The sequence below is a fragment of the Porphyromonas gingivalis ATCC 33277 genome (genome assembly GCF_000010505.1).
GTDB lineage: Bacteria > Bacteroidota > Bacteroidia > Bacteroidales > Porphyromonadaceae > Porphyromonas > Porphyromonas gingivalis.
Genome location: NC_010729.1, coordinates 2,137,360 through 2,153,645, shown reverse-complemented (window position 1 = coordinate 2,153,645; position 16,286 = coordinate 2,137,360). Strand labels below are relative to the sequence as shown.

The window sequence follows — 16,286 nt, the reverse complement described above, 5'->3', positions numbered from 1 at the left end:
GAATATGAAAACAGCAGCTTATATGATCCATTGCCTTACCAATATGCATGTGGGTAAGGGAGATGCCACCTACGAAGTGGTGGACAAATGTGTACAGCGAGATGTAACCACAGGGATGCCCTGCATCTACTCCTCCAGCCTCAAAGGAGCTTTGAGACAGTTCTTTTCGAAACAAGGCTTTGCCGAGCTTAACTATGTTTTTGGAAAAGATCAGAGCAGGGATAAGAAAAATAATGGCAATGAGAAGAATGAAGAAGAGCATAGCGTTGGCAACTTCACTTTCTTCCAAGCCAACCTATTAGCCTATCCTGTTCAGACAACTCAAGAGGGTGCCACTTACATCCTCAAAACAAATAAAGCCCTGCAAGAGTCTATAAAGGAGTTAGCAAAACTTCTTTCTGCTCCATCGAATATTGAAGATCTGTTACCTGAAGGGATTGAAAAGGATTTATCCAATGAGGCCCTCGAGCAACTCCCGGTCATAGCCCGCAATCAATTGGACAATGGGAAGAGTGAGAACCTGTGGTACGAAGAGGTCGTACCTGCCGAGAGCCGTTTTGTCTTCTTCGTATCCTACGATGATGAAGAGATCTTTGCGAAGTTCGACAAGATAATCCAAGAGGGAGTCATCCAAATAGGTGCCAATGGCTCTATCGGTTACGGTTTTTGCAAGATTGCTAATGTTACAAATCCCTTCAAAAAATGAATAAGAAGACCATACAAGATTTGATCCCCAAGGCTATGCAAGCCATTGAAGGAGTAGGTATTGTGGGCAAGGATAAGAAGTTCGAGAAAGTCCACGAGGGATATATCAATGCTCTTGGTCCTAATATCATTCAGTCGGGACTTCTCCCTACGCTCATATTCTATAACAAGGACGAGCGAGCCCTATGGCTCAGAGCTTTATACTATATGGCAGTGGACGGAGAGGAAAAGATGACTGATGAATCTTCCACAGCCATTATCCGACTTATAATAGGCAAAGAAGGGGGAAGGATAGAAAACTTAAAGCCCAAAGCAAAGGAGTGGGAGCGCAAAATACTTGAGTATGCGGTGGCTCTCAAGCTGGCGCTTAGGACTTTTGTTGCCAAAGAGTCTGAAACAGGCAATACAGAACAACAAAAAGGAGGTGCGCAATGAATTTCGGACACTGGTATTATCGAGAGTATTTCGATACGATAAATCTCGACAGCAAGGGCATTGTAACCAACTTCTCCACGTTCAATAAAGGGAAGAACGATAAACTAATAAAGGGAGCTACTCTCCCTCCCTACGACAAGGAAAATGATATTGAGGATGTAACGAGCTTCGAGCTGAAGACCTGCTATCCGGGGTTGCTCTGTGGTGTGGGCTATCACCACGAGATAAACAACCCTAAGAACGAGCCGAAGGAAGATGACGCACCGGAGGTTTATAACCTTGGGATGTACTTTGATTATACATCGGGTTTGCCCGTTATCCCCGGTTCTTCTATCAAAGGGATGCTACGCTCTGCCATCGAAGAGTGGGACTTTCTTGCAGATTATGAGCTCAACAATGGAGTTACACGTGAAGAAATTATTGAGAAAGTATTTGTAGGAAAAGAATATTCCATTTATGACAGAGACATATTCCTCGATGCTATCCCGATAAAAGCAGATAACAAACTCTTTGGAGAGGACTATATCACGCACCATCCTACACCTCTGCAAAACCCTAATCCTGTACGTTTCTTGAGAGTCAATCCGGGTGTAACCTATCAGTTTCGCTTTATCCTTAGAAATAATGATAACGGATTAAAAGCAGATTTTAAGGAAGACCTCTTCAAAGCTATTATCTGCACTTTTGGTCTCGGGGCCAAGACCAATGTCGGCTATGGGCAATTTGTAGAACCAGAGAAGTAGAATTACGGCAGGTTGCCTCTCCATTGGGTCGTTTTTCCTCAGCAAAGAGTTTTGTATGCCACTCTCCACAGATTCGTTGCCGATCTTTTTATCGGACTTCACCGCCTACCATTTTAGCGTTCGTTTCAGAGCCGAACGTGCTATCGCTTTCGAACGCAAATGGTATTTCATGCCTCGGTTTGCATTGGGCAATGCCCTCAAAAATAGTGAGCAATACGCCTACCTCTATGGGCAGATATTCAAGCCACAAGAGGAAGACACGGACGAAAGCAAGGGACCGGGCAACACCTCGCGTCTGATCATTCGAGCCGACAAACCCTCTCGGAAGTCTCTGGAGGCAGGCGAAGCCTTGGATCTGTATATTACCGTCGTAACGAGAGATCCTCTACTGGTCGGAGACTTCCTCTCTTTCCTTCCGGAATGGCAGGCGTACAACTTCTTTCGAGAAAATGATCTCACATACGACTCCTACCGCTTGTACAATCCCACGACAGAGAAATACGAGTCCGGGCTAAGGGTAGAGGATGCAGCACTTACGGTAGACTTCTTCTCTCGGCAAGCAATCCGTTGGGGTGAAATCCTCTCTGTACGCTTTCTGTCTCCGGCCAGTATCAAGGTAGATCAAATACTGTCCGCTGAAATACCCTACTCGCGTCTGATGAATAGACTCTCACGGCGTCTGTATGAGCTATATACGCAATACCTGAGCAGGGGAGAGACGTCTGTGGAGCGATATATTTTCCCCGACCATGATGGGCTGATTTACTCCCAGATAAGTATGCCACGCAAGGCGACTATCAAGGAAAACAGACAGTACGACATGTCCGGCATATTGGGTCAGCTCTTCTATCGTGTTCCCTACGATCCCGTAGCAGCCCTTATGCTCTCGATGGCGCATTGGGTGCATATAGGCAATCATACAATCGTGGGGAATGGTCAGATAGAGAGCACTCCGGGCAACGATACCTTGTATCGTAAGTGGCTCTCTTCGCTGGCTGCGGATCGTGACCTTCCCATGGCAGAAGCGGAGCGACAAGATTTGTTGGAAGCCCTACGTATTTGCAGCTATATACCGCAGCCCTATCACTCTGTGAACATACCCAAGGGGGATGGCTCTTACCGACAGCTACATATCCCTTCGGCAGTGGATCTCCACTTGCAGAGAAGCCTTGCCGGCATACTCTATCCGATCACCGAGTCTTTATCCATTGCACAGAGCTATGCCTATCGCAAGGGGAAGGGAGCTGTGGCTGCCGTTCGTAGAGTGCAGCATCTGCTGGATTCTTTGGATGAGAACTACACAGTGGTGCGTTGCGATATTGACAACTTCTTCGATTCTATCCCTGTCCCCTCTCTATTGCAGAAAGTCCAAAGAACAACCGAAGATCCCCTCCTTACCCGTATGTTGAGCCTCTGGATGAAGTCCGGAGTCGTGGACCGGAAGCAGCAGTATGCTCCGGCATCCTCCGGCATCCCACAGGGAAGCCCTCTGGCCCCTCTGCTTTCCAACCTCTACTTGGAAGACACGGATCGCTACATTGCCGGGCATATAACAACCGAATTTATCCGCTATGCCGACGACCTGCTACTCTTCTTGCCGGAGAAAGTAGATCCGCTAAATGCTCTCCAAGACCTGAGCGAACATTTGAAATACCGCAAAGGGCTGAAGCTGAATAGGGACTTTGTGGTATCGAGCATAAAAAGCTCTTTCAGTTTCCTCGGTATTACGTTCTGTGCAGATGGCTCAAGGAGTATGAGCCAAGATAAGAAGGAGGGACTCAAACGCAAGATCACACTCGCGCTCCATCGCGACACCGAAAACTTCTCAGCTCTCTCGGAGACAATCCATGGCATGGAGCAGTACTACCGCAAACTGCTCGAAAAGGTGGACATAGAGGCTATTGACGAAGTTGCCGCCACTGTCTATGCCACTTACATCGCATCATTACCGACCTCCGAGGCTCGGAAAAGTGCCAAGGACAATCTTCTACGGCTGGGCTTTCTCTCTTCGGAAACGGCCAAACAGACTCTTCGAGAGGCTATGCGGCAGACAGAGGTCTCAAGTGCAGACAATTTCCCGATAAAGAAAGAGAGCGAAATCCTGCGTGAGCAGCAAAAAAGACAATTGCAAGAGAGGGGAGAGATATTCGATTTGGTAGTTACCGAGCCCGGAGCTTTCATCGGTATCAGTCGCAACCATGTGCTCGTAAGGAAGTACGGGAAGACAATCTGCAAACAACCTGCTGCACAGATAGAGCAGATCAGCATCATCAGTGACGGTGTCTCTCTCAGCAGTAATGTCACCAAATATTGCAGAAAGAAGAATATCAGAGTCATATTCTGAGACCTTTGCACGGCGATTGGTGTGTATTTTGTTTATTAATTCATTGTATAATAGGGAGTTATTTTGTATATTTGAGCATTAAAAACAGCATAATATTCCTCCCATGGCATACCAATCCAAGAATACCGATGAGCATGTAACATTTGCAGACGCACTCCTTTCAAAGCGTTATCGCAAAGCACAAAACGACTTCCTCAATCAGGTTGACACGCTTATCGATTGGCGTCCGATCAGGACGCTGATCAACAAGAAATACACGAAGCGACAAAATGCCATCGGCGCCCCGGCTTATGACGTGATTCTCTTATTCAAGATGTTGCTTTTGGAGACATGGTACAACCTCAGTGATTGTGCTTTGGAGGAGCGCATCAATGATTCAATCACCTTTTCCCGATTCTTGGGGCTGAAGATGGAAGAGGTATCTCCCGACCACAGCACCATCAGTCGATTTCGTTCGGCACTGACAGAGTTGGGTCTCATGGACAAACTATTGGCGCAGTTTAACAAACAACTTTCCCGCCATCACATTTCGGTCAGGGAAGGGGTGCTTGTGGATGCAAGCCTTGTGGAGACGCCGCATAAACCCAACGGAAGCATTACGATTGAAGTCGCAGACGACAGAGAAGACAATCGGAGCGAGGCGGAAAAAGAGGCAGAGGAGGATTATCAAAAACAGGTTGTCCGTCAACGTAAAGGGACGGATGAAGAAGCCCGTTGGGTGTACAAACAAAAGCGTTATCACTACGGATACAAAAAGCATTGTCTGACCAATGTTCAAGGCATTGTTCAAAAGGTGATAACGACAGCAGCGAACCGCAGTGACACAAAGGAGTTTATTCCGCTATTGGAGGGTGCAAACATACCTCAAGGCACAGCCGTCTTGGCGGACAAAGGATATGCTTGCGGGGAAAATCGTTCCTACCTGCAAACCCATCACCTTCAAGACGGCATCATGCACAAGGCACAATGCAACAGGGCATTGACCGAGGAAGAGAAGCAACGAAACAAAGCAATCGGTCCGATACGGAGCACCATCGAACGCACCTTTGGCAGTATTCGCCGGTGGTTTCATGGCGGACGATGTCGATACCGGGGACTTGCCAAGACCCATACTCAAAACATTCTTGAAAGCATCGCCTTTAATTTATACAGAACCCCGGGGATAATTATGTCCTCATCCGTAGGATAAGGCATAACCACCCTTGAGGAGCTCGTACAAGTAGCTCCTCAAAGGGGGGATTTACAACTACTTTCACTCCTTACTGCCACCCCTTTCACTCGCTCCTTTTATGCCAAGAACTCCTCTTCCCTCCATCTCCTTATTTTTCAAAGGTCTCATTCTACAATGCAACGGGCCAGGCCTATGCCTCTCTCAACGGCATGAATACCATCTTGCCTTCCGTGATGGAGGCCCAGATGCGCCTGAGCGAAGAGAAAAAGCGAGAGTTCATCCTTACTCTTATCAAGAACAAGGTTCGCAATCAGGGCAAACTCCTGCGCTACTACCATAAGTATTATCGCCATGACAAAGAGCTGAAAGAGCCTCTCTCCAACGCTATCGCCGAGCTAAAGCAGCTGGAAGGTATACCCATAGCGGAGGGCAACTCCCTTGCGGACTTCCGACAGCATGCCATGCTTCATGAAGCCCGCTGCGCACAAGTCTATTGGAGGGCATTTGCCCTGCTGGTGCATCGCTCCGGGCATGAATTTGAAGGGAGAGAGCATAAGGGAGCCGAGGGATTGGTCAATCAGATGCTAAACTATGGCTACGCTATCCTCCGGAGCTATGTGATGAAGACAATAGACCTTTGGCAGCTCAACCCGAATATCGGTATCCTGCACAGCACGCAAGACAATAAACCGGCCCTGTGTTTCGATCTCATGGAGCAATACCGGGCCTTTGTCGTCGATAGGAGCATCCTGGCCCTACTGGCCAAGGGGGAAGATGTGGGGCAGAATAACAAAGGGCTGTTGGATATGCCTACACGCAGTCGCATTATATCGAAGATAAACGAACGCTGGTTTGCTACCGAATACTATCGATCCGGGGAAAAGCTTTTCTCCGATATTATGAAGTTGCAAACCAAAGATGTGAGAGCTTTTTGCTGTGGCAAGGTGAAGCGCATCAAATTCTATACCCCTAAATGGTAGACCGAGAGCGGGAAAAGCTATGAATGACAAAAAACTGCTGGTTGCGTACGACATATCCTCCAACAGGCGAAGACGTAAGGTTGCACGGATATTGGAGCAGTGCGGTATACGCATCAATAAGTCGGTATTCATCTGCAGCCTGCGAGAGCTGACAATGGACAAGTTGGTAGAGGCTGTTACCTCAGAGACAGCCAAGAGAGACAAGGTGTTTTTTCTTCCTCTCTGTCAGCATTGTTACACCGCTGCTTGGATGAGCGGACATCCGACCCTCCCTAAGAGCCGGAGAAAAAGGAAAAGTATTGTGGTTTAGTTTTTTCGAAAAAAATCGAACCTCACATCGCTCTTTGACGTATTGATTATCAGTCGGTTGCAAGAACAACTCTTTTCTCCTGTTTTTCGAAAATAGGAGAAAAGGAGAATTGGGACTTTTATTTTCGAAAAATAGAGGCTTTTCGCTATTTGTAAGTGTTTGATTATCAAACGGTGTCTTTCTCTATTTTTCGAAAATCTAAAAAACGAAGGCTCCCTCTTTCTTATTTTCGAAAACAGAAAATCAGGTAATCTCATTGTATATCAATGAGATATAATCAGCTCAACTGCAAAAATAGTGTTGTAGCTGCATTTCTCAACTTGTATTTTCGAAAAAAATAGAATCGTTCTCTGCCAATGCGTTACGTTTGGGATTATTCGTAACTTGCAGTCGCTCAAGTACTCACTATACATACACAGTCCGTAAGGCTATTAAGACAATAAACAATACTGTTATTAACGTCAGTTCGATCTAAGCACAAATAGGAAAGTTTGGGTTTCTGATGATTTCAATATTGAGTTCAGGCTTTTTAGGCAGGATGTTGTAAGCGATGATACCGGAGATCAGGTTGGTGACAAAATTGTTGACACTGCGATGTCTCGTGTGCTCTATCTGACAGACATTTTTGAGCATATCATTGACTGTTTCGATCAGGGCTCTCTTTCTCAATAAAACTTTGTCATATAGATGCATCAGGGAGTTCTTCATGTTCTTTTTGATTTTGGTTATCATGTGGATGTCATCGACAAAGAGCCGGTCAAAAAGGTTTTGGGAAATGTAGCCTCTATCGGCAATGAGTTTGCCAAAAAGATTCTTGGTGAATGTTCCGTCTTTCAGAGGTTCTCTGTCATCACAATTGCCCGGTGTGATTTGATAGTTGATGATTTCACCCCTGTCGTTGATAACAATATGTAGCTTGAATCCATAAAACCAACCCATGGTGCTTTTGCCTTTTTGAGCCCATCCCCTCATTGTCCTATGCCCATGAGCTCGTTTGATATGACAAGCCTTCAATGGGGTGGAATCGATGAAAGAGATGCCTGTACATTGACCCAAACAACACATATTGAGAAATGCTATCAGCTTGAAACCTACCCTGCTTTGCAGCTCCACAAAGCGATTATAAGAGACAAGATGTGGGAACTCGGATCGACACGAGTGGGTGATGTATTGAAGATAAAAAGCTTTCAAATCTCGGTATCTTGACAGATGAAACAGGATCAGGATGGTCATGACCTCACTGTCCGACATCTTAAACTTTCTATTCCTGCGTTTTTTGTCTTCCTCTTCGAGGGTCTTTTTCTTGATTGTTTCATCAAAAAGCTTGGAGAAATCATCTATGATGCAAAAAACATCAACTATATTTGTCTTCATAAAGTAGCGTTTTGTTTGTTCGTATCTTATTGATTATCAACTGCTAAGATACAAATAATTCGCTACTTTTTCAAGCATAATGCCCACGTTCTTTGGGCGTTTACCACTAATCAGAAAACAAATCCATTGGCGTTTTCTTACGTCGAACTGACGTTGTAAGCAGATTCCTCACGAATTTGGTTCCGGAATTGGCCGGAATGCGGTTCGAGTTTTCTGAGATTCACGAGCGAGAATTTTTCCGTTGTGGCGCGTAAAATTTTTACTTCCCGAACCAAAACGAAAAAATTCCCGAGCCACGTTTTTCCAAACGCTAAACCGCCATTTTTACGAACTGACGTGTACGGAATCGGAGAGGTCAAAAAAAACAGTAATCATGTCGAAACATTTGACCGATTCCGAGCGTCTTCACATTGTGGAAGAATACCTCGGCAGCCCCGGAGCAAGTATGCCATCGAGAAGAAGTACAACATCGCCCAGGGGCTTATTAGAGACCATTGTACGGCATTTTTGCGATATGACCATTGGTCTTTTCTTAACGTGAGTTCGATATAAAGAAATGGCACAACACATTGGTTATTAGTGTGTTTTATTTTCCACACAGTGTTTTTCAGGCACTTATATTGCTTTCAGATGGCTTTTTATCTACATCTGAAACCCAATGACTTAGAAGCCGCCCCTTCTTCCCGATCATTATGCAGCCGGAGAATCACAAAAGAGTATGATTTACAGCTACTTGTTATTTTTATGGTATGTTCGCTTAGATCGAACTGGCGTTATTTTATAGGACTTTCATTGAAGTCTTTTGCCGCAGAGCTGATTCTTAAGTGTTTTTCAGATTACTTGAGGTTTGCAGAGAGACCGCATGAAGCTCTCCTTTCTTCGTCAAATCAATGCTTGTGTCTGTCTTGATCGATATGAGAGAGGGGGGAGGTTATTGTGCAACAGTCTCAAAATGTGAAGACGCTCGGAATCGGTCAAATGTTTCGACACGATTACTGATTTTTTGACCTTTCTGAGTATCAACTTTTTTCCCGTACACATCAGAAATGATTGGTGTACAGATCGGTATGAACAGCCGTTTTGCCGATTTGTTGTTAGCTTTCAGCCGCTTTCATGCTCGATTTTACCTAAAAAACGGGATTGTGAACACTGTTCAGGCTTTGTTCCTTTGTCATGTACCAATAATGAGATCAAATTGACGAGGACAAAAAACGAGATGGATGCTCGTGCCAGAATCTTGCGAGCTGCACGAGAGGAATTTATGGTCAATGGTTTCCGAGATGCTTCTCTCCGAACCATCGCTCGCGAATCGGGAGTAGCCGTGAGCAATATATACAACTACTTCGAGCACAAGGACAGCCTCTTCAGGGCTGTGCTTCAACCTCTCTTGGATGAATTCGGGCGGATAATGGAAGGTCACAACAGTGAGCACAATATGGACGTCTATATGCTCATGCCTGAAAAGTTCCGCGAAGAGACGACAAAGGAGTTCATGCAGTTTGCCCGGCAGTTTCGGGCTGAGCTGAAGCTCCTGCTCTTGCAGTCCGGGGGCTCGTCGTTGGAGCACTTCAAGGATCAGGTCATCAGCAGACAAATACGATCCGGCGAAAACTATCTGCAGCTCTTCAAAGAAAAATACCCACATGCCAACACCGAGGTAAGCCCCTTCTTTATCCGATTGGGGGCCGCGTGGTGGGTCAATGTTTTCATCGAGATAATAACAAATGAGATTCATACCGAGGAGGAGATAAATCAAGGTCTGTCCGAATATATCGCTTTCGGTACGGCCGGCTGGCGAGCACTGATGCAGATATGACTATAATACGGAATACAGAAAACACAAACGAGACAAAGCAATGAAAATAGAACGCATTAACAGGTGGTTTCGCCATCGTGGCGAATGGATTATCCGCAAGCGTTGGATTGTATTGGGAGGTTTTTTCTTTTTTCTCCTTCTTGGATTCAATGGATTGCGTTTCCTTAGTATCAAAACCTCTTGGGAGGACTATTTTCTCGAGGACGATCCTATGATCATCAAGACGGAGGAGTTCAAATCCGTTTTCGGCAATGATAACTATGCTGCTGTATTGACCGACTGTGACAATACCTTCACGAAAGAAAATCTGGAGCTGATCCGTCGTCTTTCCAACGAGATGCTCGACAGTATTTCCTATGCCGAAAAGATTACTTCACTTACGGACATAGAGTTTATGATCGGAAATGAGGAGGGGATGGCCATCGAGCAGATCGTACCGGAAGAGATTCCTTCCGATTCAGCCGGATTGGCGGAGATCCGGCGCAAGGCTTTTCTCAAACCTTATATCGCCGATCGTCTGGTGTCCAAGGATGGTACCCTTACATGGATACTCTTGAAGCTGAATCCCTTCCCGAGCGATTCTGTTTGGAACAAAGGGAAAGGTGCCGTTGCTCCTGAAATGGTGGTAGGACGCGAATTGGAAAACATCATCCGTAAGCCGGAGTATGCCGCACTGCATCCCAAAGGAGCCGGTATGCCCTATATGACGGATCGGAAGATAGCTTGGGTAAACAGAGAGTTACCCATGGTGATGGGCATTGCCATTTTGTTGGCCATTATTGTGCTGGCAATATCAACCCGTTCTTTCCGCGGTGTGGTGGTACCCATCGTCACGGCATTGTCCTCTATCGTCATGGCATATGGCCTGACGGGATATTTTCGATTGGGTATCGACAGTGGTATGATGATGATACCGATGCTCTTGGCCTTTGCTGTAGCCGTGGCGTACAATATCCATATTCATTCCTACTTCCGACGGCAGATGATGATACACGGCAAGCGCAAACAGGCTGCGGTGGAGACCATTGAGGAGACCGGTTGGCCGGTGCTATTCAGTGCTCTCACCACTTTTGTTGCTTTGCTTTCTTTTCTGGCTATTCCCGTCGTACCGATGCACTTTATCGGTATCGCCACTTCTGCCAGTGTCCTCTTCTCCTTTATGATCGCCATTACGGTGATGCCGACTACCTTGAGTTTCGGCAAAGACCATCAGCCGAAAGCATCAGTGCGAAAAGAAGGAAAGCATCGGCTGGATCGATGGCTCGAAGCCTTCGGTGCCTGGGTGTTGGATCATGAGAAGTCCGTCTGGGGTGCTTTTATCCTTATGACAGTGGTGATGATCTTTGGATTCTTGAAAATGGAGACGGCATTCGACATTGAAAGAACAATGGGGCGACGGATAGAATACGTCAGCAATATCCTTGCCGTGAGCGAAAGCGAATTGGGTTCTCTTTATTCCTATGATATTATGATCGATTTGGGAGAGGAGGGAAAGGCCAAGACCCCCGAAGCACTTCGTGCTCTCGACAGCATCGCTCGCCATGCAGAGGCATATTCCCTTACCAAGCGTACCACTTCGATATTGAATATCCTCAAGGATCTGAACCAGACCTTGCACGATGGGGATCAGGCATACTATAGCATTCCCGGCGATGCGGAGGAGGTGGCACAGCAGCTCCTCCTATATGAGAATGCAGGGGGGAGTGAGGCCGAAAGCTGGATAGACTACGAATACAGACGGCTGCGCCTGAAAGTGGAAATGACCTCTTACAATTCGGGTGAGGCCGAGTGGGAATTGCAGGATATTACCGATTATGCCCGTAAGCTTTTCCCCGAAGCAGAGATTACACCGGTGGGCAGTCTGCCACAGTTCACCACGATGATGCAGTATGTGGTGCGTGGACAGATTTCCTCTTTCCTCCTTTCTCTGCTTGTCATCGGACTGCTGATGATGGTCGTTTTCGGTAGTGTTCGTGTAGGGCTGATAGGCCTTATCCCTAATATCATGCCTGCCATTGTAGTGGGAGGTCTGATGGGTATTCTGGACTATCCGCTCGATATGATGACTGCTACGATCATGCCTATGATATTGGGTTTGGCTGTGGATGATACCATTCACTTCTTCAATCATGGGCACTTGGAGTTCGACCGCCAGCGTAATTACCGTGGAGCCGTCCTCAAGTCGTTCCGGATCGTTGGGACACCTATCGTGCTCACGAGTCTGATCGTCTCGGCCAACTTTGCTGCTTACACCATTTCCAAGGGGCACTCTTTCGTACACATGGGTATTCTCTCGGTTGCAGGGATGTTCACAGCCCTTTTGGCAGACCTCTGCATCACGCCACTCCTGTTCCGACGATTCCGAATATTCGGGAAAGAAGATTTTGCCGTATCGGTTTCAAAAAAGACGGCAGACCAATCTCTCCCGAACACGGTTACCGATTAGGCATATGCCTGTACATTTTTGCCTTCCTGAAAGATGGGGAAGACTAAATATAGAACAGCTAACAAAAACAGAAAACGATGAAACGATTGGCAAAGACCACCCTCATGACAGCCATGGTAGCAATGGTCTCTTTCAGCATCTACGCCCAGACAGGGCGCGACATAGCACAGCGCGTAAAAGACCGCCCCGACGGTGATACGCGTCGCTCCGAACTCACTATGAAGCTCATCAACAAACGAGGAGCCGTACGTGAGCGCAAACTCATTTCTTACTCCATTGACATGGGTAAGGATAAGAAAGACAAGAAGACTATTATGTTTTTCCTCTATCCGGGCGATGTCAAAGGCACCGGTTTCCTCACATGGGATTATGATCAGATCGGTAAGGATGATGACAAATGGCTCTACCTGCCTGCTATGAAGAAGACCCGTCGCATCAGTGGAGCATCGGCCAAGAAAGACTACTTCATGGGCAGCGACTTCACCTATGATGACATGGGCAGCCGCAATGTGGACGAGGATACGCACAAGCTCCTCGGTGAAGAGACTTTCGATGGGCATAAATGCTGGAAGCTGGAGTCTACCTCCAAAGATCAGCGCGATGTCTTTTCCAAGAAAATCGCTTGGATCAGGCAGGACTGCCTGATACCTGTCAGAGTGGAATACTATGACAGGATGAACCGCTTGCATCGTCTTTTGGAGCTGTCCGATATTGCCCAAATAGATGGCTTCTGGATGGCGCAAAAGATGAATATGTCCAATGTGCAGACGGGGCATCGAACTGTACTGGAGATTAAGAAACCGGAGTTTAACCGTCCGATCGACGAATCGAAGTTCACTGTTACTTCTCTCGAGAAAGGCTCTCTCTAAACTATGGAAGTGAAGAAAAACACAGTGGTGCTACGCCTTCTGATTTGGTTCGTGGCCATTCTTCTCTTCCACTCCTCACGGCTGTGGGGACAGGAAGGGGAGGGGAGTGCCCGATACGGATTCAAAGGATTCGTGGATACCTACCATGCCGTGCGCAGCTCTTCTCCTTTTGATTTCATGAGCTCGCGTACGAGAGTGAGAGGTGAGCTGGAGAGGTCGTTCGGTAATTCGAAAGTAGCCGTATCGGTCAATGCCACCTACAATGCTCTACTGAAAGACGAGACCGGCTTACGTTTACGTGAAGCCTTCTTCGAGCATCAGGAAGAGCATTGGGGGTTGCGCCTCGGACGACAGATTGTCATTTGGGGGGCTGCCGACGGTGTGCGCATCACGGATCTGATCTCCCCGATGGATATGACCGAGTTTCTGGCACAGGATTACGATGATATTCGTATGCCGGTCAATGCATTGCGTTTCTCTGTCTTCAACGAATCGATGAAAGTGGAAGTCGTGGTACTGCCTGTATTCGAGGGGTACCGTCTGCCTGTGGATCCTCGCAATCCTTGGAATATCTTCTCCCTTTCCCCCATTGCTCAGGGGATGAATATCGTCTGGAAAGAAGAAGCCGGCAAACCGGCCTTCAAGGTTGCCAATATCGAGTACGGTGCGCGATGGAGCACTACGCTCTCCGGTATCGACTTCGCTTTGGCTGCATTGCATACATGGAACAAGATGCCCGTCATCGAAGTACAGGGCATTGCGCCGACGGAAATCATCGTTAGCCCTCGCTATTATCGTATGGGATTTGTCGGCGGCGACCTCTCCGTACCCGTCGGACAGTTTGTTTTCAGGGGAGAGGCTGCATTCAATATCGACAAACACTTCACCTATAAGAGTCATGCCAAGCAAGAGGGTTTCCAAACAATTAATTGGTTGGTTGGAGCCGATTGGTATGCTCCCGGTGAATGGATGATCTCAGGACAATTCTCAATGGAAAGCATATTCAGGTATAGGGATTTCATCTCCCAAAGACAACATTCTACCCTGATTACTCTCAATGTTTCCAAGAAATTCTTCGGCAGTACACTCCAGCTTTCGGACTTCACCTACTACGACCTTACGGGCAAAGGATGGTTCAGTCGCTTTGCAGCTGACTATGCCCTGAACGATCAGATACATCTGATGGCCGGATATGACTGGTTCAGTAGTAAGGGCAGCGGTATATTCGATCGCTACAAAGACAATTCCGAACTCTGGTTCAAAGCCCGCTACAGCTTTTAATAACAACAGAAACAACCAATACAAATGAACGACACAATCAACAAAATCAAAGCCTATATGGGCAATCGAGCCATTCTCTTGCCCGTTTCATTAGTGCTTTCGGGTCTCAACGGGCTTGTCTCCTTAGTCCCGTTCGTCTTGATATGGCTGATCGTGCGTACGCTCCTTGGAGGAGAGGGTGCTATCGAGGATAATCGGGTATTTGTGTATGCCTGGTGGGCAGTCGGCATAGCCGCATTCGGTGTCCTGACTTATTTCCTCTCCCTTTCCCTTTCACATCTTGCTGCTTTCAGGGTAGAGGTCAATATGCGTCGGGAAGCTATGCACCGCGTAGTGCGTATGCCATTGGGTTACTTCGACAAACGCCTGAGCGGAAAGATGCGCAAAGTCATCGATGAGGACTCATCGCAGACGCACACTTTCATAGCCCATATCTTGCCCGATGTTATAGGCAGTATGATGGCTCCGGTCGGGGTGCTGGTGCTTATCTTCATATTCGATTGGCGGTTGGGTATTGCCTGCCTGCTCCCGATTGCTTTTGCTGTGGGAGCCATGTCTTTTATGTTGAACCCGAAGCAAAATAAGTTCCAACGCCGGTATCTCGATGCACAGGAGAAGATGAGCAGTGAGGCCGTAGAGTATGTGCGTGGCATACCGGTAGTGAAAGTCTTCCAGCAGAGCGTTTATTCCTTCAAACGTTTCTACCAAAGTATTATCGAGTATAAGAAATTGGTGACGGAATATACTTTGGGTTGGCAGAAGCCAATGGCTTTCTATGTCATGTTTACCAATAGTTTTGCTTTTTTCCTCGTGCCTGTAGCTATTTGGCTTATAGGCCGAACAGGCAATACGGTCGATATTATAGCCGATATGTTTCTGTATCTGCTGATTACACCCGTTTTTACGACCAATATCATGAAGATGGCCTCCCTTAGTCAGAACCTCTTTTTACTTAATGAAGCAGTAACCAGACTGGAGAATCTGACCGGAGAGGAGCCACTTGCCACACTTGAAAGACCGCAGACTCCCGTCACGAATGAAGTCTCCTTCGATCATGTTACCTTTCGCTATACCGGTGCAGTACAGGATGCCGTCAGTGATATTGACTTCTCCATCCCTCCAGGGCAAACCTATGCGCTGGTCGGAACTTCCGGAGGGGGTAAGACCACTATAGCCCGACTCATACCTCGCTTTTGGGACGCTACCCAAGGCCATATACGTATCGGTGGAGTAGATGTAAGGGATATGGCAAAAGAAGAGCTGATGGACAGGATTTCTTTCGTCTTTCAGAATGCCAAACTCTTCAGAACCACCATTCGTGAGAATATTACCTATGGCAGTCCGGATGCATCCGAGGATGCTTTGGCTCGTGCCATCGACCTTTCTCAAAGCCGTGAAATTATAGAGCGTTTGCCCGATGGACTGCAAACGAAGATAGGAGCCGATGGCACGTATCTCTCCGGAGGGGAGCAGCAGCGCATAGCTTTGGCTCGTGCCATACTCAAGGATGCTCCTATTGTGGTGCTCGATGAAGCCACAGCCTTTGCTGATCCCGAAAACGAGAAATTGATACAGCAGGCTTTGCACGAACTGACGAAAGGAAAGACGGTGCTGATGATTGCTCATCGACTGACGAGCGTACAGCATGTGGATCGTATCCTTGTGATAGAGAAGGGACGAATCGCAGAACAGGGTACCCACGAAGAACTCTTGACACAAGGTGGTCTTTACAAATCCATGTGGGAGGAATACCAGCGATCCGTTTCTTGGACATTATGAAAGAAGAAATACACACAATTACCTCTAATTGAA

Annotated in this window: 15 protein-coding genes; 13 read left to right on the top strand and 2 right to left on the bottom strand. The window is 47.0% G+C overall.

Annotated features, from left to right (window positions below; all coding sequences use genetic code 11):
* Positions 1-4: 4 nt before the first annotated feature.
* From cmr4 to cas2, 7 genes are all read left to right on the top strand, one after another.
* Positions 5-706, top strand: a complete 702-nt coding sequence (gene cmr4 / locus PGN_RS09150; protein ID WP_012458616.1) for a type III-B CRISPR module RAMP protein Cmr4 — start codon at positions 5-7, stop codon at positions 704-706.
* Positions 703-1,140 (top strand): hypothetical protein, encoded by a 438-nt coding sequence (locus PGN_RS09145; RefSeq protein WP_012458615.1) that lies wholly within the window; start codon positions 703-705, stop codon positions 1,138-1,140. The genes cmr4 and PGN_RS09145 overlap by 4 nt, the downstream gene beginning before the upstream one ends.
* On the top strand, positions 1,137-1,883 hold the full coding sequence (gene cmr6 / locus PGN_RS09140) for a type III-B CRISPR module RAMP protein Cmr6 (RefSeq protein ID WP_012458614.1): 747 nt from the start codon (positions 1,137-1,139) through the stop codon (positions 1,881-1,883). The genes PGN_RS09145 and cmr6 overlap by 4 nt, the downstream gene beginning before the upstream one ends.
* Before the next feature lie 55 nt (positions 1,884-1,938).
* Positions 1,939-4,227: a reverse transcriptase domain-containing protein gene (locus tag PGN_RS09135; protein WP_012458613.1), complete on the top strand. Its 2,289-nt coding sequence runs from the start codon at positions 1,939-1,941 to the stop codon at positions 4,225-4,227.
* Positions 4,228-4,330: 103 nt separating this feature from the next.
* Positions 4,331-5,416: an IS5 family transposase gene (locus PGN_RS09130; RefSeq protein WP_012458266.1), complete on the top strand. Its 1,086-nt coding sequence runs from the start codon at positions 4,331-4,333 to the stop codon at positions 5,414-5,416.
* A gap of 191 nt (positions 5,417-5,607) precedes the next feature.
* Entirely contained in the window at positions 5,608-6,378 is a 771-nt protein-coding gene (gene cas1, locus PGN_RS09975) for a CRISPR-associated endonuclease Cas1 (RefSeq protein WP_051892367.1), read from the top strand.
* 19 nt (positions 6,379-6,397) lie between these two features.
* Positions 6,398-6,688: a CRISPR-associated endonuclease Cas2 gene (cas2, locus tag PGN_RS09120; protein ID WP_012458611.1), complete on the top strand. Its 291-nt coding sequence runs from the start codon at positions 6,398-6,400 to the stop codon at positions 6,686-6,688.
* A 471-nt stretch (positions 6,689-7,159) separates the two neighbouring features.
* Here the strand turns inward: cas2 and PGN_RS09115 are convergent, their stop codons facing one another.
* On the bottom strand, positions 7,160-8,062 hold the full coding sequence (locus tag PGN_RS09115) for an IS982-like element IS195 family transposase (protein ID WP_012457902.1): 903 nt from the start codon (positions 8,060-8,062) through the stop codon (positions 7,160-7,162).
* 137 nt (positions 8,063-8,199) lie between these two features.
* Entirely contained in the window at positions 8,200-8,337 is a 138-nt protein-coding gene (locus PGN_RS12020; RefSeq protein WP_230847027.1) for a DUF1661 domain-containing protein, read from the bottom strand.
* Between PGN_RS12020 and PGN_RS12485 the strand changes: the two genes are divergently transcribed.
* The 6 genes from PGN_RS12485 to PGN_RS09090 all read left to right on the top strand — a co-directional run bounded on the left by PGN_RS12485 (position 8,306) and on the right by PGN_RS09090 (position 16,253).
* The gene (locus PGN_RS12485; protein ID WP_407635785.1) at positions 8,306-8,614 is read left to right on the top strand and encodes a DUF1661 domain-containing protein; all 309 of its coding nucleotides are present in this window, start codon (positions 8,306-8,308) and stop codon (positions 8,612-8,614) included. The genes PGN_RS12020 and PGN_RS12485 overlap by 32 nt on opposite strands.
* A gap of 664 nt (positions 8,615-9,278) precedes the next feature.
* A complete protein-coding gene (locus PGN_RS09110; RefSeq protein ID WP_005874459.1) occupies positions 9,279-9,878 on the top strand; it encodes a TetR/AcrR family transcriptional regulator in 600 nt (199 codons plus the stop codon).
* Positions 9,879-9,918: 40 nt separating this feature from the next.
* Entirely contained in the window at positions 9,919-12,324 is a 2,406-nt protein-coding gene (locus PGN_RS09105; RefSeq protein ID WP_012457904.1) for an efflux RND transporter permease subunit, read from the top strand.
* 104 nt (positions 12,325-12,428) lie between these two features.
* Positions 12,429-13,193 carry an outer membrane lipoprotein-sorting protein gene (locus PGN_RS09100; protein WP_043876362.1) on the top strand — a complete coding sequence of 255 codons (765 nt, stop codon included), beginning with the start codon at positions 12,429-12,431 and terminating at the stop codon, positions 13,191-13,193.
* A gap of 3 nt (positions 13,194-13,196) precedes the next feature.
* Positions 13,197-14,474, top strand: a complete 1,278-nt coding sequence (locus PGN_RS09095; protein ID WP_012457905.1) for a DUF1302 family protein — start codon at positions 13,197-13,199, stop codon at positions 14,472-14,474.
* Between the two features lie 24 nt (positions 14,475-14,498).
* Entirely contained in the window at positions 14,499-16,253 is a 1,755-nt protein-coding gene (locus tag PGN_RS09090) for an ABC transporter ATP-binding protein (RefSeq protein ID WP_012457906.1), read from the top strand.
* Positions 16,254-16,286: the final 33 nt, after the last annotated feature.